Annotated in this window: 23 protein-coding genes; 7 read left to right on the plus strand and 16 right to left on the minus strand. The window is 48.7% G+C overall.

Annotation, left to right across the window (positions count from 1 at the left end):
- Position 1 precedes the first annotated feature (1 nt).
- From PLA01S_RS22135 to PLA01S_RS22145, 3 genes are all read right to left on the minus strand, one after another.
- Positions 2-478 (minus strand): hypothetical protein, encoded by a 477-nt coding sequence (locus tag PLA01S_RS22135; RefSeq protein ID WP_127594067.1) that lies wholly within the window; start codon positions 476-478, stop codon positions 2-4.
- A 301-nt stretch (positions 479-779) separates the two neighbouring features.
- Positions 780-1,001: a hypothetical protein gene (locus PLA01S_RS22140; protein ID WP_127594068.1), complete on the minus strand. Its 222-nt coding sequence runs from the start codon at positions 999-1,001 to the stop codon at positions 780-782.
- A gap of 207 nt (positions 1,002-1,208) precedes the next feature.
- Positions 1,209-3,995, minus strand: a complete 2,787-nt coding sequence (locus PLA01S_RS22145) for a glycoside hydrolase family 3 C-terminal domain-containing protein (RefSeq protein WP_127594069.1) — start codon at positions 3,993-3,995, stop codon at positions 1,209-1,211.
- A gap of 249 nt (positions 3,996-4,244) precedes the next feature.
- Between PLA01S_RS22145 and PLA01S_RS22150 the strand changes: the two genes are divergently transcribed.
- The 5 genes from PLA01S_RS22150 to PLA01S_RS32085 all read left to right on the plus strand — a co-directional run bounded on the left by PLA01S_RS22150 (position 4,245) and on the right by PLA01S_RS32085 (position 9,790).
- Positions 4,245-5,930 carry a sigma-54-dependent transcriptional regulator gene (locus PLA01S_RS22150; protein ID WP_127594070.1) on the plus strand — a complete coding sequence of 562 codons (1,686 nt, stop codon included), beginning with the start codon at positions 4,245-4,247 and terminating at the stop codon, positions 5,928-5,930.
- Positions 5,931-6,091: 161 nt separating this feature from the next.
- Positions 6,092-7,075, plus strand: coding sequence for a 2-keto-3-deoxygluconate permease (locus PLA01S_RS22155; protein WP_127594071.1), 984 nt, complete (start codon positions 6,092-6,094; stop codon positions 7,073-7,075).
- Between the two features lie 53 nt (positions 7,076-7,128).
- Positions 7,129-8,424: a four-carbon acid sugar kinase family protein gene (locus PLA01S_RS22160; RefSeq protein WP_127594072.1), complete on the plus strand. Its 1,296-nt coding sequence runs from the start codon at positions 7,129-7,131 to the stop codon at positions 8,422-8,424.
- Positions 8,421-9,422, plus strand: coding sequence for a 4-hydroxythreonine-4-phosphate dehydrogenase PdxA (gene pdxA / locus PLA01S_RS22165; RefSeq protein ID WP_127594073.1), 1,002 nt, complete (start codon positions 8,421-8,423; stop codon positions 9,420-9,422). The genes PLA01S_RS22160 and pdxA overlap by 4 nt, the downstream gene beginning before the upstream one ends.
- Positions 9,423-9,613: 191 nt before the next feature.
- Positions 9,614-9,790, plus strand: a complete 177-nt coding sequence (locus PLA01S_RS32085; RefSeq protein WP_164817495.1) for a hypothetical protein — start codon at positions 9,614-9,616, stop codon at positions 9,788-9,790.
- A gap of 190 nt (positions 9,791-9,980) precedes the next feature.
- Here PLA01S_RS32085 and PLA01S_RS22170 read toward each other — a convergent pair whose 3' ends face one another.
- From PLA01S_RS22170 to PLA01S_RS22225, 13 genes are all read right to left on the minus strand, one after another.
- Positions 9,981-10,400 (minus strand): DUF1259 domain-containing protein, encoded by a 420-nt coding sequence (locus PLA01S_RS22170; protein WP_098741451.1) that lies wholly within the window; start codon positions 10,398-10,400, stop codon positions 9,981-9,983.
- 54 nt (positions 10,401-10,454) lie between these two features.
- A complete protein-coding gene (locus tag PLA01S_RS22175; protein ID WP_100539708.1) occupies positions 10,455-10,874 on the minus strand; it encodes a DUF1259 domain-containing protein in 420 nt (139 codons plus the stop codon).
- A gap of 376 nt (positions 10,875-11,250) precedes the next feature.
- On the minus strand, positions 11,251-11,925 hold the full coding sequence (locus PLA01S_RS22180) for a uracil-DNA glycosylase (protein ID WP_127594074.1): 675 nt from the start codon (positions 11,923-11,925) through the stop codon (positions 11,251-11,253).
- A gap of 148 nt (positions 11,926-12,073) precedes the next feature.
- Positions 12,074-12,958: a glycoside hydrolase family 43 protein gene (locus PLA01S_RS22185; protein WP_127594075.1), complete on the minus strand. Its 885-nt coding sequence runs from the start codon at positions 12,956-12,958 to the stop codon at positions 12,074-12,076.
- A 289-nt stretch (positions 12,959-13,247) separates the two neighbouring features.
- A complete protein-coding gene (locus tag PLA01S_RS22190) occupies positions 13,248-14,501 on the minus strand; it encodes a mechanosensitive ion channel family protein (RefSeq protein WP_127594076.1) in 1,254 nt (417 codons plus the stop codon).
- Positions 14,502-14,673: 172 nt separating this feature from the next.
- Positions 14,674-15,147 (minus strand): DUF5381 family protein, encoded by a 474-nt coding sequence (locus PLA01S_RS22195; protein ID WP_127594077.1) that lies wholly within the window; start codon positions 15,145-15,147, stop codon positions 14,674-14,676.
- Positions 15,148-15,546: 399 nt separating this feature from the next.
- Positions 15,547-16,803 carry a DUF438 domain-containing protein gene (locus tag PLA01S_RS22200; RefSeq protein ID WP_127594078.1) on the minus strand — a complete coding sequence of 419 codons (1,257 nt, stop codon included), beginning with the start codon at positions 16,801-16,803 and terminating at the stop codon, positions 15,547-15,549.
- Positions 16,804-17,119: 316 nt separating this feature from the next.
- Complete coding sequence (locus PLA01S_RS22205) at positions 17,120-17,482, minus strand: hypothetical protein (protein ID WP_127594079.1); 363 nt, start codon at positions 17,480-17,482, stop codon at positions 17,120-17,122.
- A 605-nt stretch (positions 17,483-18,087) separates the two neighbouring features.
- Entirely contained in the window at positions 18,088-19,320 is a 1,233-nt protein-coding gene (locus PLA01S_RS22210; protein ID WP_218033663.1) for a glycoside hydrolase family 36 protein, read from the minus strand.
- The gene (locus PLA01S_RS32290) at positions 19,230-19,691 is read right to left on the minus strand and encodes a hypothetical protein (RefSeq protein WP_218033664.1); all 462 of its coding nucleotides are present in this window, start codon (positions 19,689-19,691) and stop codon (positions 19,230-19,232) included. The genes PLA01S_RS22210 and PLA01S_RS32290 overlap by 91 nt, the downstream gene beginning before the upstream one ends.
- A gap of 40 nt (positions 19,692-19,731) precedes the next feature.
- Positions 19,732-20,565 carry a carbohydrate ABC transporter permease gene (locus PLA01S_RS22215; RefSeq protein WP_127594080.1) on the minus strand — a complete coding sequence of 278 codons (834 nt, stop codon included), beginning with the start codon at positions 20,563-20,565 and terminating at the stop codon, positions 19,732-19,734.
- Between the two features lie 19 nt (positions 20,566-20,584).
- On the minus strand, positions 20,585-21,481 hold the full coding sequence (locus tag PLA01S_RS22220; protein ID WP_127594081.1) for a carbohydrate ABC transporter permease: 897 nt from the start codon (positions 21,479-21,481) through the stop codon (positions 20,585-20,587).
- Between the two features lie 88 nt (positions 21,482-21,569).
- Positions 21,570-22,883, minus strand: a complete 1,314-nt coding sequence (locus PLA01S_RS22225; protein WP_127594082.1) for an ABC transporter substrate-binding protein — start codon at positions 22,881-22,883, stop codon at positions 21,570-21,572.
- 267 nt (positions 22,884-23,150) lie between these two features.
- Here PLA01S_RS22225 and PLA01S_RS22230 point away from each other — a divergent pair, with 267 nt between their 5' ends.
- Together PLA01S_RS22230 and PLA01S_RS22235 are read left to right on the plus strand one after the other, a co-directional pair.
- Positions 23,151-24,881 carry a cache domain-containing sensor histidine kinase gene (locus PLA01S_RS22230; protein ID WP_127594083.1) on the plus strand — a complete coding sequence of 577 codons (1,731 nt, stop codon included), beginning with the start codon at positions 23,151-23,153 and terminating at the stop codon, positions 24,879-24,881.
- Positions 24,874-26,376, plus strand: coding sequence for a response regulator (locus PLA01S_RS22235; protein ID WP_127594084.1), 1,503 nt, complete (start codon positions 24,874-24,876; stop codon positions 26,374-26,376). The genes PLA01S_RS22230 and PLA01S_RS22235 overlap by 8 nt, the downstream gene beginning before the upstream one ends.
- Positions 26,377-26,544 lie beyond the last annotated feature (168 nt).

A 26,544-nucleotide genomic window follows, 5' to 3' on the forward strand; every position in this document is an offset into this window, starting at 1 on the left:
TCTACTCCTTAATCATAGATACTTCCCCAGACAGGGATATTGCAGCAATCATATTCATATATACCTCGATGTAGGCATAGCTAGGATGCATAGCCAGTCTTCTAGCCTTTTCCATGCCGTTAGGTACGATTTCCCCTCGTTTGTAATGATCGAGAATCTGTAATCTAGTATCTAACGAATGGACTTCATAAGGATTTCCCAAGTAACACTTACTCACAATACCTAACGGAAGTTGATCCACCGCTAACTCGGGAAATTCACTGGATATTTGATCTATAAGCTCTTGAACTTTTCCCTTAGAGACAACCACACCGCTAACATCAAGCTTGGTCATCGTTTCTATGAAAGCGCTTGAGCGTTTTAAGCGCAATCTTTTCTCTAATGCAGCTCCTTCTAAGCGAACTACAGCTTGCTGTCTGGGTGCGACATCCAGACTGGTTTCAACCCGTGTATTAAGTCCTAATATCGGTCTCCGCATAGTACCTCCAAGAACTATATTTTGGTTTATTTTAGTATATCATGGAATATGATGAAGGGATATGTTGAACTTTGTAGACTCTAGTCACAACTTAACTGTGAACAAATTGAAGATAACATCTTATGGTCAACGCAAAAAACCATCCTCATTCGGATGGTTTTGGATTATTATTCTATTATTATTTCTTTGAAAAAAGCAAAAACCATGTCCTTATGCGATCGGTAGTTTTACATAGTGCAGAGAGGGGAATTACTCCCCTGTCCGAAGGCAGCCAAGAAAATGGCATGATATCATGCACGCTTTAAACATCCACCGGCAGGCTTTCTATAGCTGTGAAAAATACGTCCAGCAGCTCTTTATCAAACGATTGTTTTATGTAATCCGATATTCGAGCTAGCTCTTCCTCGCCATTATATTCCAAGCATGCACGCCCTTCACACCATAATACCGTGCAATGAAATCGTTGCTTCACATGCTCAATAACATAGTCTTGCTCCACACATTCACGGATCTTTGCTGTCAAACGTCTCACACCCTCTTATCTTCTGATCTTCTCATCTTCTTATCTTCTTACATCATCCTTATTATTCAAATTTTCAAATCTATTTTCGATGACATTAATCACACATACTGATTATCAGCAACGGGCAAGTGGTGTATTCATATTGTTATGGAGGAAAAAGGGGATATCCGAAAGATCTTAGATCTGTTGGATATCCCCGTGCTAGATTTAAACCCGTTTAAATTCAATCCAGTCGATCTGCAAGCCGGGCTTGACGAAATCCAGCTTCATTTCATAATAACCCGCTTCCAGCTCCACTTTGACAAGCTTCTGTCTGATCCATCTGCCGTCGGTACCATTCGTTTGAATCGTGGTCACCGGTTGATCGTTCAGTGTGACGTTGCATGCGCTCTGGGCCAGTTCCGATTCCGGAGACATAATGCGTACAATAATCCGGTACTCGCCGGATTCTTCCACCTTCACATAGGTCGGTCCCGCTGCAGCCGGCTTTACTTGTGTGCTCTCCGATAAGGTTTGTGCTTGTTCAGGTGCGAGAGAAGGAGCGGCTTTAAAAGTACCCACGGCTTCCTCGATCACCTGTTTTCTTGAAAATACCGGTGCATGCATCAGGAACCGGCAGATGTTCATGGCGCTGCGCTGCAGCTCTCCACGAGTCAGCGTACCATTGTCCAAGGATGCCAAGGTATTGTCTTCCCATGCATTGATTTCAGCACCGTAGTTCATAACCACCATGTACAGATCATTTTGGGCGCGGACCATCCAGTTGGTGTTTTTGCGATCGGCTGGGCCTCCGTTCACCACATCGTTCATAATGGCCCACCAGTCGGTCATCACGATACCCTGGAATCCCCACTCGCCGCGTAGGATGGTGGTATTCAAATCATAATTGGATGCCGCCCAGTGTCCGTTGATCGGATTATACGAGGTCATGATGGCGTTCGCCCCGCCTTGTTTCACCGCGATTTCAAAGCCTTTCAGGTAAATCTCCCGAAGGGCGCGTTCGGACACAACAGCGTCGACTTTACTGCGATGCTTCTCCTGGTTGTTGCAGGCAAAGTGCTTCAGGGTGGCATTGGAGCCGCCCTTCATAATCCCGCGCGTGCATGCCGCGGCAAATACCCCCGAGATCAGCGGATCTTCCGAGAAATATTCAAAATTGCGTCCATTTAGCGGGCTGCGCCGAATGTTCAGACCCGGTCCAAGTAAAGTATCAATGTTGTAGCTGAGTAGCTCCCGGCCTTCCATGACATAGAGCTCTTCGACCAGCTCGGCGTTCCAGGTGGCCGCAAGCAGGGTTCCAATAGCCACCTGCGTTGCTTGCTGTCCGCTGTCCATCCGTATTCCGGACGGCCCATCTGCCGTACAAGCCACCGGAATTCCGTAGTCGAGCAAGCTGTCGCTCACGCCGCCAAAAGCCGAGGCCGTTCCCGCCGTAACCAGCGGACTGCTCATGCCTTCTCCTCTGACGATCACTGCCAAGTCTTGATCGCTTAGTTGAGCGATAAAAGCTTCCATGCTGACTTTTCCCTCATAAACGTCCCTTAAGGTATAACCTCGATTGCCCGTTTGCTCCAAGGTAAGCGGCAGGTTTTGATGAATGCGTTCCTCCATGTTCATCTTGCGCTGCGGCACCTCTGCATATGTCAGTTCGTATGAGCCGTCTTCCTTGCGAATGCCCGGCTTCATTCTGGTGAAGCCTTCCGTTGGCGCCATGGCTTCCTGCAGCTGCTCCACAACTTGCAGCGTTTCGACAACATAGCCTTCTTGGCCATCCAAACCGATGGGCTCCACATTCTTCACGCTGGTTCCCACATACAAACGGTAGGTTCCGGCCTCCAAGACATAAGCGGAAGCCTGTCCCGTCACACCGGCATCATCATAGGAAGCCATGGCGTGGACCGGGAAGCTGATCGTGAGCAGCTGCGAATCGCCGGGCCCAAGCTCCTGCGTCTTTCCGAATGCCGCCAACACTTTGGCAGGCTTGCCCAGGACACCTTGCGGCGCTTCGTAATAAACCTGCACCACCTCTTTACCTGTATAGGTGGTCCCGATATTTTTTACGTTTACGTCGATTTCAACGTATTGCGCTCCCTCTCTAACCACCAGCTTGCCTTCTTGCGGCTCGATTTGGAACTGGGTATACGACAACCCAAAGCCAAATTCATACTGCACGGAAGCGGCTCGAAACGTTTCGAAAAAACGGTAACCCACATAAATATCCTCTTGATAAACATTCTTTAGCTCGTTGCCGTAATTGCGGGTCGATGGATAATCCTCGATCGAATAAGCAATCGTATCGGTCAGTTTGCCGCTAGGCGTCACCTCGCCGACCAATACGTCTGCAATGGCGTTACCGCCTTCCATGCCACCGTGCCAAGCGTAAATGACAGAAGAAATCGTGTGCACATAACCTTCATCGAGCATCCAGCTCATATCAATAATGTTGGATACATTCAGCACCACAATGGTTTGCTCGAAGTGCGTGGTCACCTGCTGCAGCATAGCCTTTTCTTCGGACGTTAACTGGTAACTGCCCGGCTCATTAGCATTATCCTGATCTTCACCCGCTGTTCGCCCGATAACAACAATCGCCTTGTCGGATGCCTTTCTTGCTGCGGATACCAGCTCCTCGGTTAAAGCCATTTCCTTCTGATGCCACGGTTCAGCCGCCCAGCCGCCTCCGCCATTATCGAAAGGGTTTTGTTCAATCCACCGTTCATAGGCAGCTGCCAATTCTTCGTTGACGGTGATGTTCTTCTTATCCCGAAGACCGCCGAGCAGATTCGTTGTATGAGAAACATGAACGCTTCCGCCCGAACCCGTACCGCTGCGGTAATAATTAATTTGCGTTCTGCCGAAAACGGAAACGGTTTCGTTTGGTTTCAGGGGCAGAACCTGTCCATCATTCTTTAACAGTACGGCACCTTCAGCGGCGACTTTTCGGCTGAATTCCGCAAAGCCTTCCAAAGGAACTCCCAGTCTCTGTGTACTCAATATATTCCCTCCTGTTTGTTTTCTCCATATATCCAAGTGATATGAAGAAAGGTAGTAAATGCCTGACGAATTCCAACATTAGGTATGAGGCATCTGTGTACTATCATAGTAACAAATTCTGCATAGGAATACAGTGCAATGTTCGCAGGGTGCGATTCCTCTATAAGTTGGCTATAATAATGTAAACATCTATATTCCGTGAACACGGGATACACGATTGGATGATTTTTAATGAAGGCAGGATCAGTTATGCGTACACGTGTCCATATGATCGCTCCTTATGAAGCGATGGTTCCTATTATACAAGAGATCATTCCTCTGTTTCCCCAGTTAGACATACAATTCGCCGTCGGCGATTTGCAAAAAGGGGCCGAGCTGGCAGCATCTGCTCAAAGCAACGGAGCCGAGGTGATTATCAGCCGCGGTGGAACGGCCCAGCTGATTAAAGCGGCTGTCTCGATTCCCGTCATCGACGTCCACCTGTCCGGATACGATATGATCCGTTCCTTGACGCTGGCGAGCCAGTTTAACGGAAAAACCGCCATAGTCGGCTTTTCCAATATTACATCGGGCGCCCAATCGATCATTGATTTAATGGATCTGCCTTTAAAGGTATACACCATACACAGCTCCGAAGATGTTGCACGATTATTGCTGGAGCTGAAAGCTGCCGGATACCGCCAGGTTGTCGGCGATGTCATCACCGTCCATACGGCCGAAGCTTACGGGTTAAAGGGGCTTCTCATCCATTCCGGCAAAGAATCCATCATGCGAGCCCTGGACGATGCCCAGCTCATCTACCGCTACCTGAGCAACAACCATACCGTCTCGGCCATTCTGAACGAACTGGTTGCAAAAGAACACCCCAACCTCGTCATCTTTAACGATCAAAATGAAGTTGTATATGAGCAATTGGCCGATTTTGAACACAGCCCTTTGACGGATAACCATATCTACCTGATCAATACCCATGTGGAATTCCACAAATCCCAAGTGCAGAATGTTTTTACGATGGACGATTACCAGCTTTCCGTCACAGCCTATGAAACCACACTGGATAACAAAAGCTATAAAGTATACTCCCTGGAAAAAGGGCGGCCCTATGAATTTGCGCAGTCCGGCATCAAAGCCTACGCCGAACCACTAGCAGAGCCAATGATTGCCGAATCCGCTGCCATGCGCACCACGTTGGAAAGCATTCAAGCCCTGTATCAATATCATGAGCCCATTCATCTGCTTGGCCGGGAAGATACGGGCAAGTCCTTCATCGTGAAGTATATTCATCAAATGTACTCGGGCGGCGGCTTGCTGCTCCAGATCGATTTAGCCCAGGTTTCCCCGGATCAGTTAGGAGCCCTTCCACTCTCCAAAGCACGGACGGTGGAATTCATCCATGTAGAAGAATGCTTACAGGATCCGGATCTGGCTGCTTTTATGGAGTCTTGCCTGCATAAGAAGATTGGCGTATTCGTGCTTAGCGAACGGGCGCTTGATCAACCTGGAACCCCGAACATGAAACTGAATACGATCATCATGCCTTCCCTTTCGGACCGATTGCAGGATCTGCCTTCGCTCATTCAGCTTTTTTTAAGCCGATACCATCAAAAATACGGGACGGCGGCAGTCAAAATAAAGGAAGACGCCGTGCAGTTGATCCGGCAGAATGTTTCACAGATGACGATCGGCCAATTAAAACAGCTCATTAAACAGGCTGCGATGAACGAAACCGACTATGTGATTTCAGCCGATACACTAGCACGCCTGCTCGATAATCAGCCTCCGGCCTCAAACCCTATTCCGTTGAAAGGGACTCTTAAAGAGATCGAGAAAGAAATTATTCAATACGTACTCCACGAGGAAAAGAATAACCAATCTAGAGCGGCCGAACGATTAGGGATTAATCGGGCCACGCTATGGCGTAAACTTAAAGAATAAATTTAAGTTTACGTCTTTTTTTCATTCTGAATGTTGCAATTTTAAACAATTTATTAGAATTATCATATTTACAGAAATTATATGTTGCTAAAATAAACAATTTGAACTAGTATAATTACTGCAAGCGCTTCAATAAAACGATTACACAAGGAGCTAACATTATGAAAATCAAAGCGACATTAGATCGTATCCCTGGCGGTATGATGGTTGTTCCCCTCCTCATCGGAGCGTGCATCAATACATTCGCACCAAACGCTTTGCGAATCGGCGGGTTTACGGAAGCCTTATTCGTGAACAGCTCGAGTACGCTCATTGCCCTTTTCTTATTGATTGCCGGCACGCAAATCACGTTCAAAACAGCGGGTTCGTCGGTCGGAAAAGGCGTTACGCTGCTTGTATTTAAATGGACGATCGGCGCGCTATTAGGTTTGGTCGCCATCCTGTTTGCGGATTCCAACGGATTATTCTTGGGCCTTGCCCCTCTGGCCATCATCGCGGCCATGACGAATTCAAACGGCGGACTGTATATTGCATTAGCCGGACAATACGGAAAAGAGGATGACAAAGCAGCCTATCCTTTCCTGGCATTAAGCGACGGACCGTTCTTGACGATGGTCGCGCTCTCGATCTTCGGCGCCATGGGTTTTGCCAACGGCATGTTCTCGCCGATGTCTTTCGTTGCCGTACTGCTTCCGCTGCTCGTCGGCGTCGTGATCGGGAACCTGGACCGGAATATGGCCGATTGGCTGCATAAAGGCAGTGACAAGCTGGTTCCGTTCTTCGCCTTCTCACTCGGTATGGGCATCAATTTCTCATCCATCATTCAAGGCGGATTAAGCGGTATTCTGCTTGGCGTGCTGACGGTACTGCTCACGGGCGGCATTGGTTTTCTGCTGTTCAAGGCGATCGGCTGGAATCCGATTGTCGGTGCTTCCGAAGGATCCACAGCCGGTAATGCGGTAGGTACGCCGGCTGCGATTGTCGCCGCGAATGCTTCTTTCGCGCCGATTGCTGAAATCGCTACCGTGCAAATTGCCGCGAGCGTCGTGACAACCGCCATACTGCTGCCTGTCTTTATTGGTTTCCTGTCCAAGAGACTGGAGAAATCAGGCGGCGTCGAAAAATATAACAACCCTGCAGCATAGAGGTTATCCCTAACCCTCGATTGCATCGTTTTTCTCAAGGAGGAGGTAACTGCATGAAATTAGCCATCATTGCAGATGATTTGACTGGCGCCAATGACAGCGGGGTCCAACTCGCTCGTCATGGCCTTAAAACTAGCGTTCTGTTCGATATGGACAAAGACAACATTCGTTATTACGATGCCGTTGTTTTCGATACGGACAGCCGTTCCATAACACCCGAAGAAGCTTATCAGCGAGTAAGCCGGGCCGCTCAATTTTTAACGGATGCCGGGTTTGATACGATTTTCAAAAAAATGGACTCCACTATGCGGGGCAATATCGGGATCGAGATCGATGCCCTGTATGATGTGGTAAAGCCGGACTTTATGATGATCGCTCCGGGGTATCCCAAGAACAATCGAACCATTCTCAACGCTACCCATTACTTGAATGGAGTACCATTAGCCGAAACTGAAATTGCCCATGATCCCAAAACGCCTGTCACCCATTCCTATCTTCCCGATTTGCTGAAGCTGCAAACCAAGTATGCCGTCGGCGAGATTTCAGTCCGTGATTTGGAGGCTGGAGCAGGCCGCATTGAAGGTAAATTAAAAGAGTTTAAAGAACATAACATTCCGTATGTGCTGATTGATTCCACGGAAGAAGCTCATTTGGAGTTAATCCTGCACATCACTGGGCAGCTTCCATATAAACTCACGTGGGCTGGCTCTGCAGGCATCGCCAACTATCTGCCCGCCCATCATCATATCTCGTCCAAACCGAGGGAGCTTGCCATCGCGCAGAATCAGGGGCCAATCCTTACCGTGGTCGGCAGCGTGAACAAGAACTCCCGTGCCCAGCTAAAGCTTTTGCTGGAACATACCGACGTGGTTCCCGTGCATTTCGAGTCCTATAAGGCTGTGTCCGATTCAGCTGAGCGTATGGAAGAAATGAATCGCGTCTATCAAGAAGTCAAAACGCACGTACTGGAAGGCAAAGATATCGTTATCTATTCCACGGCGGAGCAAACCGATATCGAACAGGCTCGTGCCGCGGGAGAGGCCCGTGGTCTCAATCACACCGAGGTCAGTAATGAGATTGTGCGCGCCATGGGAGAGACCTGTGCCAAGCTGCTGGAGCACGGCTATTTCAAAGGCGTATCCATGACCGGGGGAGACACGGCCAAGCAAATCTGCATGCAATGGAACATTAGCGGCTTCGAATTGTTGGACGAGCTGGAAATCGGCGTGCCGATTTCGAAATTTTTAGGGATTGATGATCTGTATGTAGTCACCAAAGCAGGCGGATTCGGCAAGCCGGACGTATTTATCCATGCGATTCAAACGATAAAAGGAGGTAATCCAGCATGAAACCGACGGTTGGAATTACGATGGGCGATGCGGCAGGCATCGGACCCGAAATCATTATGAAGGCCTTATCCCATCAGGAGATGTACGATAACTGCAATCCGCTCGTGATAGGAGACGCCAAAATATTAGAACGCGTGCTGCCGATTATCGGTTCAAGCCTGAAGGTGAACGCAATTCAGGAGCCAACCGAGGCAAAATACGAGTTCGGCACCGTTGACGTCATCGATCTGGACCTCGTTCCGGCCGACCTCAAATTCGGCGAAGTATCGCCAGTCGCGGGAGATGCCGCTTTTCAATTTCTGGCCAAAGCTATCGATCTGGCAAAGCAGCGGAAGATCCACTCTATCTGCACAGCTCCACTGAACAAGGAAGCTTTGCATCAAGGCGGACATATGTATCCGGGCCACACCGAGATTTTGGCCGATCTCACGGACACAAAAGACTTCTCGATGATGCTGACGACCCCGAACCTGCGGGTTATTCACCTGACAACGCATATGGGATTGATCGAAGCCATTCAGAGCATCAACCCGGAAAGAACGTATACCGTCGTCAAACTGGCTCACGACACCTTAAAAAAAGCCGGTTTCGACAATCCGAGAGTCGCGGTCTGCGGAATCAACCCGCATGCTGGCGAGAACGGACTGTTTGGCAACGGCGAAGAAGAGGAAAAACTGCTCCCGGGCATCGAGCGTGCCCAGCAGGAAGGCATTAATGTGGTTGGTCCCCTCCCTGCCGATACGTTGTTCTTCAGAGCAGGCAGGGGCGATTTCGATATCGTCGTGGCCTGCTACCATGATCAAGGACACGCGCCGATCAAGGTCATGGGCATCGAAGAGGGCGTCAACATAACGGTCGGACTGAAAGGCGGCATCATTCGCACCTCCGTCGACCATGGTACAGCCTTTGATATTGCAGGAAAAAACATCGCCGATGACAAGAGTATGCTCGCCGCGATCCGTTCCGCCATTGAGCTTGCCCCGAAGGATCAAATGTAACCGTGTGACGATCGAAGATGTCGCATATGTAGAAGACCCGGCAGAAGCCGGGTCTTTTTGTTATGCACAGTAACGATGTCCGTAGCTATGCCACTCCCTATTAAGTCTAAGCTGCAACACGAATAGGCGCACGGCAGCCAGCACATAATAAACTTCATAACTTATATAAGTAAACAAGGAGGAGCCTTCCATTGAGCACGAACCAACCGGACAAGAACTTAATCAACACGGTGGAACAACTGGCAGAGACACCCGTGAACAGCCAAGAGGCCCAGCAACAGCAGCAAGCCCGCAATGATCGCCGGAAACAAGCACTGCATGACAGCAATGGTAAATATAAGGAGAATGAATCCAAAAACTATCATTAGGACAGCAACGTCCGAACTTCAATAAAAACATGTCATGCAAAAAACGCAAGAAAAGCGACCTATCACGGTCGCTTTTCTAATCGTTTATATGATTATTGTTAGTACTACCTTGTCCCTGCTAATGAACGTGTTACCCATTCAAAATAAAAAACGATCAACAAAGAAGAAGCCCTTGCTTCTTGCTCATTAATTAACCCAAGAAAGCAATGGAGCGTTTTACTTTCCTTGCAAATGCAATGGGATCATCGATCGATTCCCAGTGAATATACATTAAACGCGGGTTCTCAAACAGCCAGTGATTGTGGACCGCTGTCACTTTAATCCCATTTTTGCGAAGATTGGTCAGCAATTGATTTACTTGACTTTGTAAGAGAGCGGTTTCCCCTAAACAAAGTGCGCGACCGGAACTGTCCAGGTTTTCAAACGAAAATAATTGATAACGAATCAAAGGGGAAGTCGTCCGTCTTCCTAAAATAGATGCTCTTATTCTCCGATTTCTGGAGACAAAACAAACCGGTCCTTTTGTTATTTCATGCTCCGTTCCGCCTAGAATGGCCGAGAATTGGTTACATAATCTTCTAAAGCGAGGACTTGCCTTCACTTCTGCCATACGAAATCATCCTCTCATTAAATGATAGAAAGACGAGACATCACTCACCCGGCATTAACCCAAGAATGCAATGGATTCTTTTGTTTTTCTTGCAAACGCAACAGGATTGTCAATAGATTCCCAATGCATATACATTAAGCGAGGTTGTTCTTTTAGCCAGTGATTATGAACCGCTGTTACTTTTATCCCACGTTTTCGGAGATTGGATATCAATCGATTCACCTGATTTTGGTGTACGGCAGTTTCACCCAAACAAAGCGCGCGGCCCGATTTATCAAGAGATTCGAAGGAAAACATTTGCATCTGAACCAAAGGGGAGCGCGTTCTTCTTCCCAAGATGGATTCCCTTAGGTTCGTCATACGCGTGACAAAACAAACCGGACCTTCCTCGATTTCCGATTCGCCTCCTAGAATTCTTCCAAATTGGGCACAGAGCCTTTTGAATTGTGGGCTCACTCTAACTTGTTCAGCCATGATAAGTCCTCCTTTAATCGTATTCTATGTATCTTATGATCCAAGGAGAGAATAGTATTGGACTAACAAGTAGATATAAACATACAAAAAGATTTCCTTAATAGGACAAGCTTAAAACAACTTTATGAGGCTGTCGTCCTTTTTCATTTAGTCCCTAATTATATGAGGAAATAATAACTTTCACAGGGCAAAACGCTGATCCAGCGGAAAAAGACCACCTTAAAGGTGGTCTTAACACTATACGTGGAGGCAAACCGTGACTATTTATAGCCACCATTGCTGCCACCCCTAATCCATATAATACGATTTATCGGATGCGTCAGCTGACAATCGCTTGCTGGATGAAGAGGTCTCACTATGGCCACTCTCCTTCCTCTTACAAGTTAGGAATTTGCCAATCAATTTCTTGAAGCCCTATATTGCGTAGAAATTCGTTAGCGCGAGAAAACGGCTTACTGCCAAAAAAGCCTCGGTGCGCAGACAACGGACTCGGATGCGGCGAACGAATCAGTGTATGCTGCCGGTTCGTAATGAGCTCCGCCTTCTTCTGGGCGTGGCTTCCCCATAACAGGAACACGACAGGCTCATTTTTCCGGTTGATCGTCTCAATGACCTTATCCGTAAAGCTTTCCCATCCCCTGTTTTTATGAGAATTCGCTTCATGCGCCCTTACGGTGAGCACCGTATTAAGAAGGAGTACCCCTTGCTGCGCCCATGTTAGCAGATGGCCATTGTTGGGAATGAAGCAGCCCAGATCATCCTGAAGCTCCTTGAACATATTTTGCAAGGAAGGAGGCGTGCTGACGCCCTCTTTGACAGAGAAGCTTAAGCCGTGGGCCTGTCCCGGTCCATGATAAGGATCCTGGCCCAAAATGACAACTCTGGTGTCGGCCAGCGACGTATAGTGCAGCGCATTAAAAATATCGTATTTATCAGGATAAATGGTCTTCGTCCGATATTCCTCAACGAGAAATTCCCGCAGCTGTAAATAGTATGGCTTCGTAAACTCCTGCTCTAAATATGACGCCCAGTCATTCTTTAATATAGCCATTTCAGGTCCTATCCTCCCGCCATGGTCAAAAGTTATAACCAGATTATATCATACGGATTATTTCTGGTATTTCCCAACAATTAGCCCTTACGAAGACGCAAAAAAAGCGACCGATTACGGGCCGCTTTTTCACCATGGATTCCCTTAATTAAGTCATGATGACCGGCTCAATCTTGCCGTTGCCGATCCTCATCCGATCCATACATAGGTGGCGATGGCCCGGCTCGGTGTCTCCAATGATTCGGCGGTGGTATACGATAAGCCATTCATCTCTCTCCTGCAAATGCAAGTAGCCATGGTGGCCGGGTCCTTCGGCAATCGGCTCCTGTCGCTCCAGAATCGTGCCTTCATTCTTGAATGGACCGAACGGGCTGTCGCTTACGCCATAGGCTACGCGGTAGGTTCCATTCGTCCATCCGCCCATGGACCACATCAGGTAATAAAGTCCGTCCTTCTTAATCATACAAGGACCTTCCACGTACCCCTCCGGCGTAATGGAACGGAAAATTTCATTGCCGTCGTCTGCCAATGGAACGAATCCCGTCATCTCTTCGTTCATCCTTGCAACGTTGCAGTGCCCCCATCCGCCATAATACAGATAGATCGTTCCGTCTTCGTCCTTGAATAGATGCGCATCGATCGGCTGTGCCTGATGAATGAACTTATCCACGAGCGGCTTCCCCAAGTAGCCTCTATACGGCCCCTCCGGACGGTCCGAAACGGCGATTTCCAAGCCGCCGGTTTCCTCGTTCGATTGGATGTCGTTCGATGCAAACACGAGATAATATTTCCCTTGGTGTTCGATATGCGTCGGTGCCCAAACCGCCCTCCATATCCATGGAAAATCCGCCATTTCGATAATGCCTTCGTGTTTCTCCCAATGGATCAGATCGTCGGAACTGAATGCGTCCAGATTCATCTGCATCGTATATTCCGTGAAGGACCGCGTCGCATAAATCCAGTGCTTCCCCTCATACGTTCTGGCTTCGGGATCTGCATACCAGCCGGGTATGATCGGATTGTTGATGTTCAATGGTAGTCACTCCTCTCCTGTGCTGCGCTTGGTTCATACATGACCAAGACTCAATCTGAGTGATATATGACGTGGGCCGCGCTGCAAAGCGATTCGGCCTTCATTCGCTTGTCCTGCCTAGCGCGGATAATCTCAACAGTCAGTCGAGTTCGAGCAATATGGTATCGCCCGCCGACCAATGTCGCTCGATTGAGATATGGCCACGTTCTACCATTGCTTCTACACCGGATAGCCATTCTCCTCCCGCGTGAAATCCTTGTATCTCGTTCAACTTACCTCCGATCCGATCTCAATATCCCCGGGAATATTCCGGGCTTTCTTTGAGATGGACGATATCATGTCCGGTTGGATTTTGGAAGGCACGAAGCCCAAATGTCGGCGCAACGGCAAAGATATGGTCAAAGATATCCGCTTGAATTGATTCATACACGCCCCAGTTGATATCATTGCTGAAAGCGTAGATTTCCAATGGCAGTCCGTTATCTCCCGGCGCTAACTGTCTGACAATCAGCGTCATATCCTTATGGATTTTCGGATGGTTCCGCAGATATTGATGGATATATTCTCGGAATACGCCCACATTCGTAAGCTGTCTGCCGTTTACTTTGCTTTCCGTATTAATCTGGTGTTCGATGTTGTACGCGTTAATTTCATTTAATCTTGTCGTGACATAATCGGTAAGGTAGTGAATTTTCTGAAATTCCTCAATCATTTCCTTGGTGCAAAAACAGATGCTGCTCGTATCGACATAGAAGCTTCGCTTAATTCTTCGGCCGCCGGATACCTGCATGCCTCTCCAATTCTTGAACGAGTCCGAGATGAGGGCGTAGCTTGGAATCATCGTGATCGTTTTATCAAAATTCATTACTTTTACCGTATTCAATGTAATATCGATGACGTCGCCGTCCGCATGATATTTCGGCATTTCAATCCAGTCGCCGACACGCACCATATCATTGGATGATAATTGAACGCCTGCTACCAGGCCTAATATGGAGTCCTTGAAAACCAACATCAGAACAGCCGATAAAGCACCAAGCCCACTGAGAATGATCAAAGGGTTCTGACCGATGAGGTTCGAGATGACCACGATGCCGCCGATGATGAAGAGAACGATCTTCACCACCTGAATGTATCCCTTAATCGGTCTGATCTTGGAGACCTCAAACGAACGATAAATGTCATCAAAAGCATCTAGCAGCGCATTCAATACCGTGATCGTTACGATAATCATGTAGGTTGCTGCAGCTTTTTCAATCAGAATCTGGTACGCCGGAAAGATGGACGCCGAAAAATAAATAATGATCGCCGGCACGAGATGCGACAGCTTGTGGAACACTTTTTTCTCCACGATGATATTGTCCCACGTGTACCGATTGTTGTTGACGATATGAATAATCGTCTTCAGCACGATTTTTTTGGTAATAAAATTGGCCAGTATGGAGACCACTGCAATAAAAATGACCATGATCATATTCGAGAGATATCCAATGGTTTGTTCGCTCATGCCATATCCGTCTAGTTGATGTTTGATAAAGTCCATTGTTTCCTCCTGACGCAGTTTAAGATTAGCCTATTATTATAGAGGAGATTCTAGTACTACGCAAAGTTCAAGATAAGACATCGCTGGGTTGATTTGGGAGATGCTTGGTAAGTCTGTAAGGGAAACAAAAAAGAACACCGATTCGGTGCTCTTTTAGTCTGATTCGATCAGTCTATTTCATTTCCTTTCCGTTTCGGCTGATCAGCCCCCGCAGGCGCTTCATGACAGAGTGAATTTCGGTATCGGTCAACAAATAATACGTATTCACAGTCCAGGTCTCTCTGTTTTTCAAATGAAAAATCAGCAAAGGAAGCTTCGGAAGCAGCCACTTCCGAATGGAAGGGCCGCTGTAGCTGATACTTGTAATCTCCGCCCAGGCTACGGTCCGCGTACTATCTGAAATGGAATTTTGATCGTAGGTCAGCAGCTGCGTGTTTGATTTCAGCGCTTTTGGCAAGCTGACAACCAAATATCCTCCAAAAAACGGAATCCCTATTATGGCTGATGTGATACAAAAAAACTTACGAATAAAGGAAGTATCCATAAAAAAAGCCGCGTACAGCAAAAACAGGCAGGCCAGCACAAACAGTAAACTGCCAAGTGCTTTGCCCCATGCCACGGATTTCCGATAAGATATCGTGTTCATGATCTAGCGCCTTTCTGAAATTATTTGAACAGTCCGCTAATCCAGCGAACTCCATTTTCGACCACTTTAGCTGCGCCATCACCGACAAAGGCTCCAACCGTACAACGACGCGAACCAGATGATTAAGTGGAGTATCTTCTTCCAAATCCATAGGCAGGCAAAGTTGGTCATGGTACATGTACAAAGAAACCGTCTCGTATTGGTTTATGGTTGGGTGGTACCTCCATTTTATCAAAGAGCGGTTTCTTTATGTTTGAACTAAATGAAAAAAAGGGGGCCGTTTCTCAGTCATCTACGATGACTTTTGGGCCAGCACCTTTTAGTATGTATGAAGGCGAAGCGTGGCTGCTCGAAACCACAATTCGCCGGATCGCGTTGGTCAAGATGTCTTCTATAAACTTACGGAGAGAGTATCCGTTTTTGACCTGTGAGCTCCTGAATCGGTTTAATGTTTTGAGTAAATTCAAGCGTGCCTAAATAGTTTCCTTCTTCATCCCTTACGGCAAAATAACGAATGTAGACAAATTTATCTTTAACCGGGATCCAGAAATCTTCTGCATCTTTGACCCCTGCTTTGAAATCAGCAAGCAGCTGATTGACGACGTGAACGCTTTGCGGAGGATGGCAGTTCTGAACACTTCGGCCGATCACCGCTTTGGTTCGAACGAAGATTCTCTCTTTGCCCTGTGAAAAATATCGAACGATATCATGTTCATCGATAAAGGTTAGGTCGACTGGTAAATGATTTAAGATGGATTCCATCTGTCTGACTGATAAAATTCCTGTACTCATTCGGATATATCCCTCTTGCAGCGGAGGAGACGCCAATCCCTGATCTGTGCCAGGCTCAGCTGCTCTTTCAGGAATCCATTGTTGGTCCGGCGCAATCAAGCAATAACCGACTTCTTCGCTTTGGGCAGCAATTTGAAGCCATTCATCTTCCGTCAACTTCTCCAGAGCCATGGGTAATAAGATATGTTCCTCTTTATAAATCATTTCTGTTACTTCGTTTAAGACGCGTTTGGCAAGATCCATTACGCTCTGCGCATTGCCCTCATAATGAGTGAGTTTGGATTTTACTTCTTGTATTCCCATTCGGATACCGTCATCGACTGCCCACATCACCTTAGTCGGTCCATAAACTCCGTATTTCTCGAGAAAAGGAAACAGCAAATTTTCTTTCCGGCTGTAGTGTTTGTCTACGTCATAGAGGAGACTGAAATCCTCCAGCAATTTGAGGCGATTTGCCTCTCCCTGATCCTTCAGAAATTGATCCAAATGCAGCGCAATTTTGAAATTTGCCAGTCGATCGATTTCTTGGTTCTCCATCTTAAAGGTAAACACAGGATGTCCAGGCTGTTCTTCAGGTTTATGAGCCCTGTAAATGTCTTGGATGGAACCTTTGAATACAGCAGCATGCACGCTGCACAGTCGCTGTACTTCGGTTACCGGGATTCCTTCCTCCTGCATCAGCACTTGCTCCAGCTCCGAAATTTCATCAACCGATATTTCGCCTACAGCTTGGTTAAATTTTGACTTTACTTCCTCCACGCTTTTTCCATAGTGCAGCTCTTTAATGATATCCTTGAGCAAATGTATACGGGCCGTTCGATGAGCAGAAATTCCTTCCTCGCGGTTATTAATTAATTCACTCATGTTCATCACCTCTGTTTTATTTCAATATTTAGAGATTAAATTTTATTCTGTTTACTTCTCTAAACTAGCATCCTCATGCCCCATGACTTGTGATTAAAAGCACAAAGGTAATGAAGATTCATTGAACAAAGAAAGGTGATCCGTCTTCTTCGAAAAATCTTGGTCGTTTGACTAAATGGCCGCACGACTGAACGCGAAGCCCGCTCAGCCATAAATACGTAACAACCCTTTTTTCCGAATGGCATCAGGGCCGGTACACAAAAAGCGACCGGTCACGGTCGCTTCTTTATGGAATGTATGGAGGGGATTCAAACCCCTATAGTGAAAAATCCGTAACACCCTTTTTATAGGCATATTTCAGGGTATATGTATCTTCGGTTCCATAGGGCATGGTAGCGATTTTTATGCGAGTATAATCAAGCCGGCTCTTTCTCAACACTCTTTTTACCAAGGCTACAGCCCGTTCTTCTTCCATAATGACACAGAATATATTAAGCGCATATTGTTTCGGATCGGATATGTTTTTCCCCATATCAAAGCCGTCTACATGGCCTACATCGGCATCTGCTAGAGATAGTTCCAAGTATTCCATTACTTTTTCTCTTAACCAGTGATCACGTTGGCTGCCTTTGGCACTTTTCAGAGGATACTGTACAACTAACCAGAATTTTTCGCTCATTCAGATTCACCAGCCAATCTTCTGTTAATGTAGACATTGTTGGTTATTATACCAGAAATGGAAAAGCCACCAACCCGAACGGGCTGATGACTTGTACATGGTTTTATGGAGGTGAACCGTGGCTTGGCAGGATGTACGGCATGCCGCATTAAAGCTTACCCGCTATGTAACGGCGTAGGCTTTTTTGTATTACTGTTATTCAGTTCGGCAGCGATTAGCCGCGTACAGATTCCCTCATTATGCCGCCATCCAGCATTGTTAAAGTCCATCGATTTGCGTTATTGGAGGACACTGGTTCCGCTATTTCCTTGTTTTTACCGATTTCGCGACAATATGCGGACAAGAGATCCGCTATTGCGGGATATTTCGCGGATTAATCCGTGATTATGGTACAATAGCGGATCCTCTGTCCGCGTGAACTCCATAACAGGCCGATTCCCGTAAAATAACGGATCCTCTGTCCTCATGATCTCCTTAATAGGCGAATGTTCAGCATATAGCAGAGCCTCTTCTGCCCGCATAAACACGAGAATAGGCCAATTCCCGTAAAATAACGGATCTTCATCCACTTGCCAACGGAAAGTGGTGCCTTCTTGTTCAGGCAGCTAACGCCACCATTCGTGATCTCTTGTACCTGTCGCCAAGACGGCTTCGCCGTTCCAGCTGTAATTCCGGGTCTCCCCTGAAATCTTCCACAGAGAAGGACAACTGTTATACATCCAGTCTAACGGCTCCGCTGTCGGAAGCGGACGGGAAGCAGCCTCAAAGGCCTGCCGCACCTCCCGCTTCTGCTGCCCGCTTAACTCCTTCTGGTCGGCCGACACGAAGAGCGGCGTACCGCTGTTTGCCAGCAGATCGAGCCACTGACGATTGAATTCCCAAGGCACCCCGGAGGTGATACCTACGCAATCCGCGTCATGGCTGAACAAGGTTCCATGTTGAGGCATCCGGAAGGCCAGCGTATTCACGCCCATTCTGCGCGTTCTTTCCCACGATCTGCCGCTGGTATCATCTCCGGTGCGCTGAATTTCAAACAATCCCGCCGCCAGATGCCCAATCGTATTGCAGCCGATAATCAGACTGTCTTTTGAAGCCTCAGCAATCGTCCGGTACAAGTCGAGAACGATTTCGGCGGTGGTGCGGGAAGTATCGCTCAAGGCGTACGGCAGCGCATGGGCTTTTCCCTTCATCTGAAATCCCCATTGCCCGAACAAATCGAAGGTCGAGAAATCATGCTTGATCAGCTCATAACCCCATTCATGCAACCGACTCATCATGTCCGCGACATATTCAAGTACATCCGGGCGGCTCGGATCTAAGAAATGCCCGCCCTTCGAGTAACGGATCCAGGATTCCGGCACCTTCTCCTGCGTTAAGAGCGGACGACACCAGATGCCGGGTCGGACGCCAGCCTGCTTCATTTCATCCGCCAGTCCCGCCATGTCGGAAAAATCGCGATTCCCTATCCATGGACCGCCGTTACAGGTGCCGGAGCTGAGCTGCCAGCCGTCATCAATGACCATGAACGGACGATTCGTTAAGCCCTCCGCCATGGCGGAAATAAACTGCGAATCTTCTACAATTTGATGGTGGGAGCTCTTGCCGTAGGCATAATACCAGTTGTTGCCCCCATATACCGGAACGCTCGGCAGCACCGGCTGCTCGCACATGAAGCTGCACAGCATCCGGGTCGTCTCATACGGCGTCATGTTCTCGCCTCCATGGACCTGCACGAGCTCGGCGAATTTCAGAATCCGGTTTCCAAGGGTGACGCCTTGACTGCCGCTGCCACATCCGCCGTCAGCGTCACTCCATCTGCGTCCACCTGCCAGCAGCACATCGATCCCGCCCCGGTTTTCACGCCGAACCCGGCCGTCGACGAGCCGTCGTGAATCATGAAATACCAGGGCATCACGCGCTCCGGCTGTATGCCGGACCAGCCCATATCCCCGTAGCCGCGTTCCCAGTGATCTCCGAGCAGCGTTACAGGCCTCGTGAAGCTGTGGTTCCAACGAATGCAGATGGTATGCACCGCCGACTTTTTAGATTCCAGATAAAGTCCCATATCCGCTGCCGTTTCCCGCAGCTTCATGGTGACCGTAACATGTCCCGTGCTCCATACCGAATCCGCCGCAGGCATCAGCTTCTCCCAGCCCTGTTCCGTCTCGGCCAGCACCAACGAAGGTGACTTGAATATATTAAAATCCAACCTTTTCACTTCCTTCCAAACTTTTATCGAATTTACGAGGCTAGCCCTTGATTCCCGTCATCGCAATGCCTTCAATGAAGTACTTCTGGGCGAAAATGAAAAGGATGAGCACCGGAGCGCTGACCATGGTCGCAGCTGCCATCATTGCCCCCCAATCGCCATCACCGTACTGGTTCTGAAAGGAACTGAGTCCTACCTGCACGGTTCGCAGTTCATCGCTGTTCGTGACGATCAGCGGCCAGAAGAAATTGTTCCAGGTCCCCATAAACGTGAAAATCCCCAGCGTCGCTACGGCCGGCTTCAATAGCGGCGTCACGATCGAAGCCAGAATACGCATATGCCCCCCGCCTTCAATCAGGCCCGACTCGATCAGCTCCGTCGGGATGCCCGTAATGAACTGGCGCATCAGGAAACAGCCGAAGGCGCTGGTAAGACCGGGGATGATCAGGCCCGCATACGTATCCACCCAGTTCATTTGCGACAGAATGATAAATACCGGAATGATCGTTACCTGCGAAGGTACCATCATCGTCCCGATGTAGGCCAGGAAAAGCGTCTTTCTCCCCTTGAACTCCAGCTTGGAAAAAGCATATCCGCTTGCGACCGACGTAATCAGCACGCCTACCACGGTACTCGCCGTATAGAAAACGGTATTCAAAAAGTATTTATTCCAAGGAGCCATCTCCCAAGCCGTTTTGTAGTTGGACCAGGCAAATTCGGTAGGAATCCACTTGGGCGGATACACGAATACCTCTCCCGGCGTTTTGATTGAAGTCGTGATCATCCACACCAATGGCAGCAGGGTGGTCACAACCGTCAAAAACAGGATCGCGTACACCGCAAGCATCCCGATCATGTGTGTTGGTCTTCTCATCCGTTAAACCTCCTACAACTCAATCCTCTTTCTTCTGATACGAGTTCCACTGCCAGATCGTGATGGCGAACAGCAGAATAAACAGCAGCACACTCACGGCCGAAGCCCTGCCGATTTTGAAAAACTCAAACGCATATTGGTAGATATAGTAGGCAATCATATTCGTCTGGTTCATCGGCCCGCCGTTGGTCAAGGCATAAATCTCGCCAAAGGTCTGGAAGGAACCGCTGATAGATGTAATCAAGATGAAAAATGTGGCCGGTCTGAGCCCCGGAATCGTAATCCGGAAAAATTTCTGGACGGCATTCGCGCCGTCGATTTCCGCAGCTTCATATAAGGATCTGGACACGCCCTGCAGCGCGGCCAGATAAATGACCATGTTATAGCCGAACGACTTCCAGATCGAGAAAATGATGACGGACAGCATCGCCGTATCCGGCGAGACAAGCCATTGAAAGGGATGGCTTGGATCTCCGATCCCGATTTTCTCCAGAAAATAATTCAGAAGCCCGTAGCTCGGTTCATAAATCCATATCCATACCTGCGCCACAGCGATAATCGGCAGGATAGATGGCAGAAAAAATGCTGCGCGCATCAGCTTTCGGCTTTTGATTTTGCTGTTGAGCAGCACGGCTACCACGATCGCAATGCCCATGGAGAAGGCCACCGTAAATATCGTAAATACAGTTGTATTGACGATGGATTTAGTGAACACAGGATCCGCAAAGGATTGCGTGTAATTATCCAGCCCCACGAGCGTGAATTGATTCGCGAATAAATCGACCTCGGTAAAGCTCAAATAAAACGAATAAAATATAGCGAACAGCGTAAATACCGCGATCCAGATGACATTTGGCGCGATCAGCATCCATGCGACCGCCGCATCCTTGCCGAACATACGTTTAAACTGTTTCATGTTTGCACCACCTCGCACGCGCTTCATCAGGAATGGAGGGAAGGAGACGGATGCCGCTTCTCACACCCCATCTCCCTCCTACACGAGCCTATTTAGATGAAGACCATGTTTTTAATAACGGTTTGCTTTCCTCGTACGCTTTTTTCATGGCCTCTTCAGCCGTTTCTTTGTTATGCATGGCTGCTTCGATATGTGAAGTGATAACTTCGGTGATCTCCGTAAGGGTGAGCACGTTGAAAGGCTGGTATCTGCCGTACTGGTACCCGTCGATGTGAACCTGAATATCCGGATTCTCCTTGACGAAATCCTTCCAAACGGCGGCATCCGAACTGCTCTTGCGAATCGGAATCGAACCGTAGCCGACCGCGAATTCAGCCGTTTTTTCCGGCGTGGACAACCAGGTCAGAAAATCCCAGGCCGCCTTTTCCTTTTCGGGAGTCGTTTTGAAAATAAAATTGTTCGTGCCGCCTAAAATCGTCGCCATGCCCTTCGTTCCTTCCGGCAGCGGTGCAATGCCGTAATCCAGCTTTTCGTTGGCGTTCAGCGTCGGAATCGACCAAGGCCCCGATATGCTCATTGCGATCATGCCGGACTGGAATCCGTTTTGCGGCGGCGACAGGCTGGCCACTTTATACTTGTTGATCAGGTCGGCGAAGAACTGGGTTGCGGCAATGCCGCCTTCTCCGTTAAACTGCAGCTCCGTACCTTCCGCATTGACATAGTCGCCCCCGGCCTGCCACATAAAGGGTGCCCAAGCGGCATCCAGCGCTCCGCCCTGCGTCGTCGGCAGGGACATTCCCCATCTCTTTTTAGCCGGGTCCGTCAGCTTCTGTGCCGCTTCGACCAGCTCATCCCAAGTTTTCGGCGGGGTCACGCCCGCTTCATCAAACAGCTTCTTGTTGTAATAGAGCGCACGATTATTCGTCTCGATCGGGATGCCGTAGGTCACCCCGTCAAATCGCACGTTGCCATCGATCAGACCGTTCAGGAAATCATCCTCGTTCCACTTGTCCGGCTCGGCCTGGATGAATTCATCCAGCGGTTTGACGACATCCTTCAGCGGTCCCAGCCACATCGGCCACATCAGCATCCCGACTTCCGGCAAAGCCTTGCCTGCAGCCGCTGCCGTTAATTTGGTCACCATATTGTCCGTATCCACGAATACGAGCTTCACGGTGGCATTGGATTGCGATTCGTTATACTTTTTAACGATATTTTCTAAAAATTTCGCGCTTTCTCCCGATGCACCATGCCAGGCCGTAATCGTCACCCTTTTACCTGAAGCCGCCTGATCCGTGCCGGAAGCTCCCTCTTTGCCCGAAGATCCGGAGCATGCCGATAATAGGCTCAGCAGCATGGCTGCCACCAGCAATAAAGCCAGTCCTTTACAATTTTTGATCACTCGAAGACCCTCCTATTCGTAAATCTCACATCTGCTTTTTTCCTTGCCCTGTTCTGCAGTACAGCGCATCAGTAAAGCGTTGATTAAAAGCTGATTTTACTGTAGATTAACGGTACCGTGTCTACTTTAGGCTGAAAACCCAGTGTTGTAAGCACTTACATGAATGTGTTGAGTTCATGATATACAAAATCCGGAGACAGGAACACCGACGAATCTTAGCATTAAAGTGGAAAAATCTTATGTACTTTGGATACGGGAGGTTAGGCTTTGGCTGGAAAAACGCATTTTTTCAATTATTTGTACCGCAGGACGGTCGCCTACATCGTCTGTTCCGTCATCGTGATCACCGTTCCCCTGCTCATTCTGCTGTCGGTCTACTCCAGGAACGAGATTATGAAATACAATAACGAAGCCATCGGCCTCATTAACGATCAGCTCGATTCATTCTTCCGTTCGGTCGAAAACACGCAAAACATCATTACGACCGACAACAGCGTCGTTCTGCCGCTTACGCTCTACTACGCCGTTCCCAATTACGATTCCAGCTCGGCCACCGAAGCGTTCCGCAGCATGTCCACCACGTTGAAGAACATGACCATGTTCCAGGACGGACTGCAGTTTTGCGTCGTGGGCCAAAAAGGGCATTTACCCGTCAACTCGACAAAAGAAGACATTAACGATAACTTTATCCCCAGGGACGCGGCTTGGTACGAGACATTCGAACGAAATCCGGAGAAAAGCCGGATTTTTTACAACAATGAGCGCGGTTACTATCTTTCGGCTGAAAAAGCCATCTCCATCATCAAACCGATTCCCGACATCCAGACGAGAAAGCCGATCGCTTATGTCATTATGGATATCACTTACCCGGATTTCAGGGATATGGTCGAGCGGATTCATCCATCCATTCCGATCCGGATCCACGATCCTTCCGGACAGATTCTGTTCAGCAACATGGACCCTTCGAGTCAGCCGGCGGAGGCGGACAGCAAGCTGTTCAGCCGCCAGGTTTCGCCGTTTACGGGCATCACGATTGAGAGCTACGTGCCGCAGCAGCTGTTCATCAAGCAGATCAGTGCGATCATCGTGGTGATTCTATGCATCATGGCTGTGTATCTGTTCATTATTTTCGTCATTTCGCTCGTCTCCATAAAGCGTTTTACCCGGCCGATCTACATGTTGATGAAGGCGATGAAGCAGGTGTCCAGAGGCAATTTAGAGGTCTCCGCAAACTATCAGGGGAACATCATCGAGCTCCATGACCTCAAAAATTCCTTCAATATTCTCGTTAGCGGCACCAAGGACCTCCTTAAGGAAAACTATGAAATGAATCTTCTGAAGACGCAGGCGGAGCTGGATGCCCTGCAGCAAAAAATCAATCCCCATTTTCTATATAATGCCCTGGAGACCATCTCCAGCCAGGCGATCATCGACGGCTCCAAAACCGCCAGCATCATGTGCCAAAAGCTCGGAGCCCTGTTTACTTACAGCCTTCAGCCTCAGGACATCGTAACGCTGGAGCAGGAAATCAGGCACTTGAAGGATTATGTGTATATCGCCGAGATCAGCTCTTTTTATCCGCACATCCACGTGGATATGAACATCCATCCGGATACGCTGGACCAGCTTATACCCAAAATGGCGCTTCAGCCCCTCCTTGAAAACTGCTTCAAGCATGGGTTCGGCAGGAATCCGGAACATGCCTCCATGATCCGGATCCAAAGCAGCGTTCAGGATGGACATGTTCGCATCGAAGTGAGCGATAGCGGCAAGGGCATGTCCTCCGATGAACAGTCCCGGTTGAGAGAAAGCTTGAGGCAGGTGGAGAAAAGAACGCTGTCTTCTCCCGGCACCTCCATCGGGCTTCGGCATGTCCATTCCCGGCTGGCTTTATTTTATGGGGATTCCTACGCTATGGACTTTCAGTCCGCCCCTTCGCAGGGAATGCGAATCGTATTATTAGTTCCGATCCAACGAAAGGAAGATGCTGATGTATAAGGTCATACTCGCGGATGATAACCCCATTATCTGCAAAGCGCTGGAGAGCCGTATTCCGTGGGACGAGCTTGGCCTGGAGCTCTCCGGCGTTTGCCATGACGGCAGCGACGTTTTGGATCTGATCAAGAGCCATGCCCCGCATATTATGATCACGGATATCAAAATGCCCATCCTGGACGGAATCGCGCTTATCGAGCAGCTGCGCTCCCATGGGCTTCCGCTTCAAATCATCATCATCTCCGGCTATAACGATTTTATATATCTTAAGAAAGCCATCGATTATGATGTGGCAGGTTATTTGTTGAAGCCGATTCAGGACGAGGAGCTGATGAACAGTCTGCGGAAAGCGATCGGTCATTTAAAAGAGCAGGAAATCGTCTCGCAGATCAGCCGATCAGCTCATATCCTGGAGCTGCGCGAATCCAAGCGGAACGCCAGCGGACTTTTGTCCGCTATCATTCGGGGTGCAGAGACCTGTGAACGGTCCGGAGGAGTTCTGGCGGAGCTTCCTTTTCCTTCGCCCTACCAATGGCTCTTGTTTCAGCTGCCTCTTCAAGAGGATGGAAGATTATCCGAAGTCACCATCGAAGATATTTGGGAGTATGAGGACGCCCTGCGTCATCGACATCGCCTACCATGCCATCTGCTGCTTCCATCCGACACCCTGCTGGCTGTCATCTCCCCATATGAACATTCCGCTTCGGTATCGGACTTGGTTTCGAAGCTGCTTGGAGAAGATGGCATCCAGACGGCGCATGCGGCCAGCAAGCCCTTTCGGTCGCTATCCGGCATGCAGCTGGAGCTAATGGAAACGATCAGCGTTTTATACGGGCAGCTATTTCAGAGCCGATTCACGACAGCCGCTGCGGGGCATGCCCCGTTCCTGACCCTCAAGGATCAGCAGATCATCGGCATGCATCTCTCTTTGCATGATTACAAGGGCTCCATCGCTTATATTTCCGAACAGCTCGATCAATGCCTCGCCGCGGCTCCGACACCGGGTCAGCTCGATACCTTCATCAAGACCGTGTTCAAGTGGTATTCCGATTACGATCCAGCCTATTACGGCATGCAGGAGCAGATGGATGCAGCGCTGCTGGCTTCGCTTGCCTTTTCCTCGCGGGCCGACATACTGAATGCGTTGGCCCCGGGGGCAGAACCGGCCTCCGATTCGGGAAGCAAAGCGATGAACGTCGTTCAGTATATCGAGAATCATCTGAATCAGCCCTTGACCTTGAACATGCTGGGCAAAATCTTTCATCACAACAGCATCTACCTCGGACAGCTGATCAAAAAAGAAACGGGAATGCCGTTTAATCAACTGGTGAACAAGCTGCGCGTCGAGCGGGCCGAAGAGATGCTCCGCCGCAATCCCGATGTGAAGCTGGCGGATTTGGCCTATCAGCTGGGCTTCTCGGACAGCAAATACTTCTCCAAGGTATTCAAGAAAATTACGGGAAGGCCGCCAAGCCAAAGTGCGGAGTCCGAAATGTAGAAAGGGTGTCTCACAGATCTATGGAACACCCTTTTTGCTAAGACCGAAACCGTAACTCACTTGGTACAAACGATGGGGGAAGAAATATTTATACCATTCAACATAAAAAGGCAAATGAACCTTCCAACGATTGATTCATTTGTCTTTTCAAAAATGAAGAAAACCCGC

The organism is Paenibacillus lautus NBRC 15380, from assembly GCF_004000945.1.
Taxonomy (GTDB): domain Bacteria; phylum Bacillota; class Bacilli; order Paenibacillales; family Paenibacillaceae; genus Paenibacillus_AQ; species Paenibacillus_AQ lautus.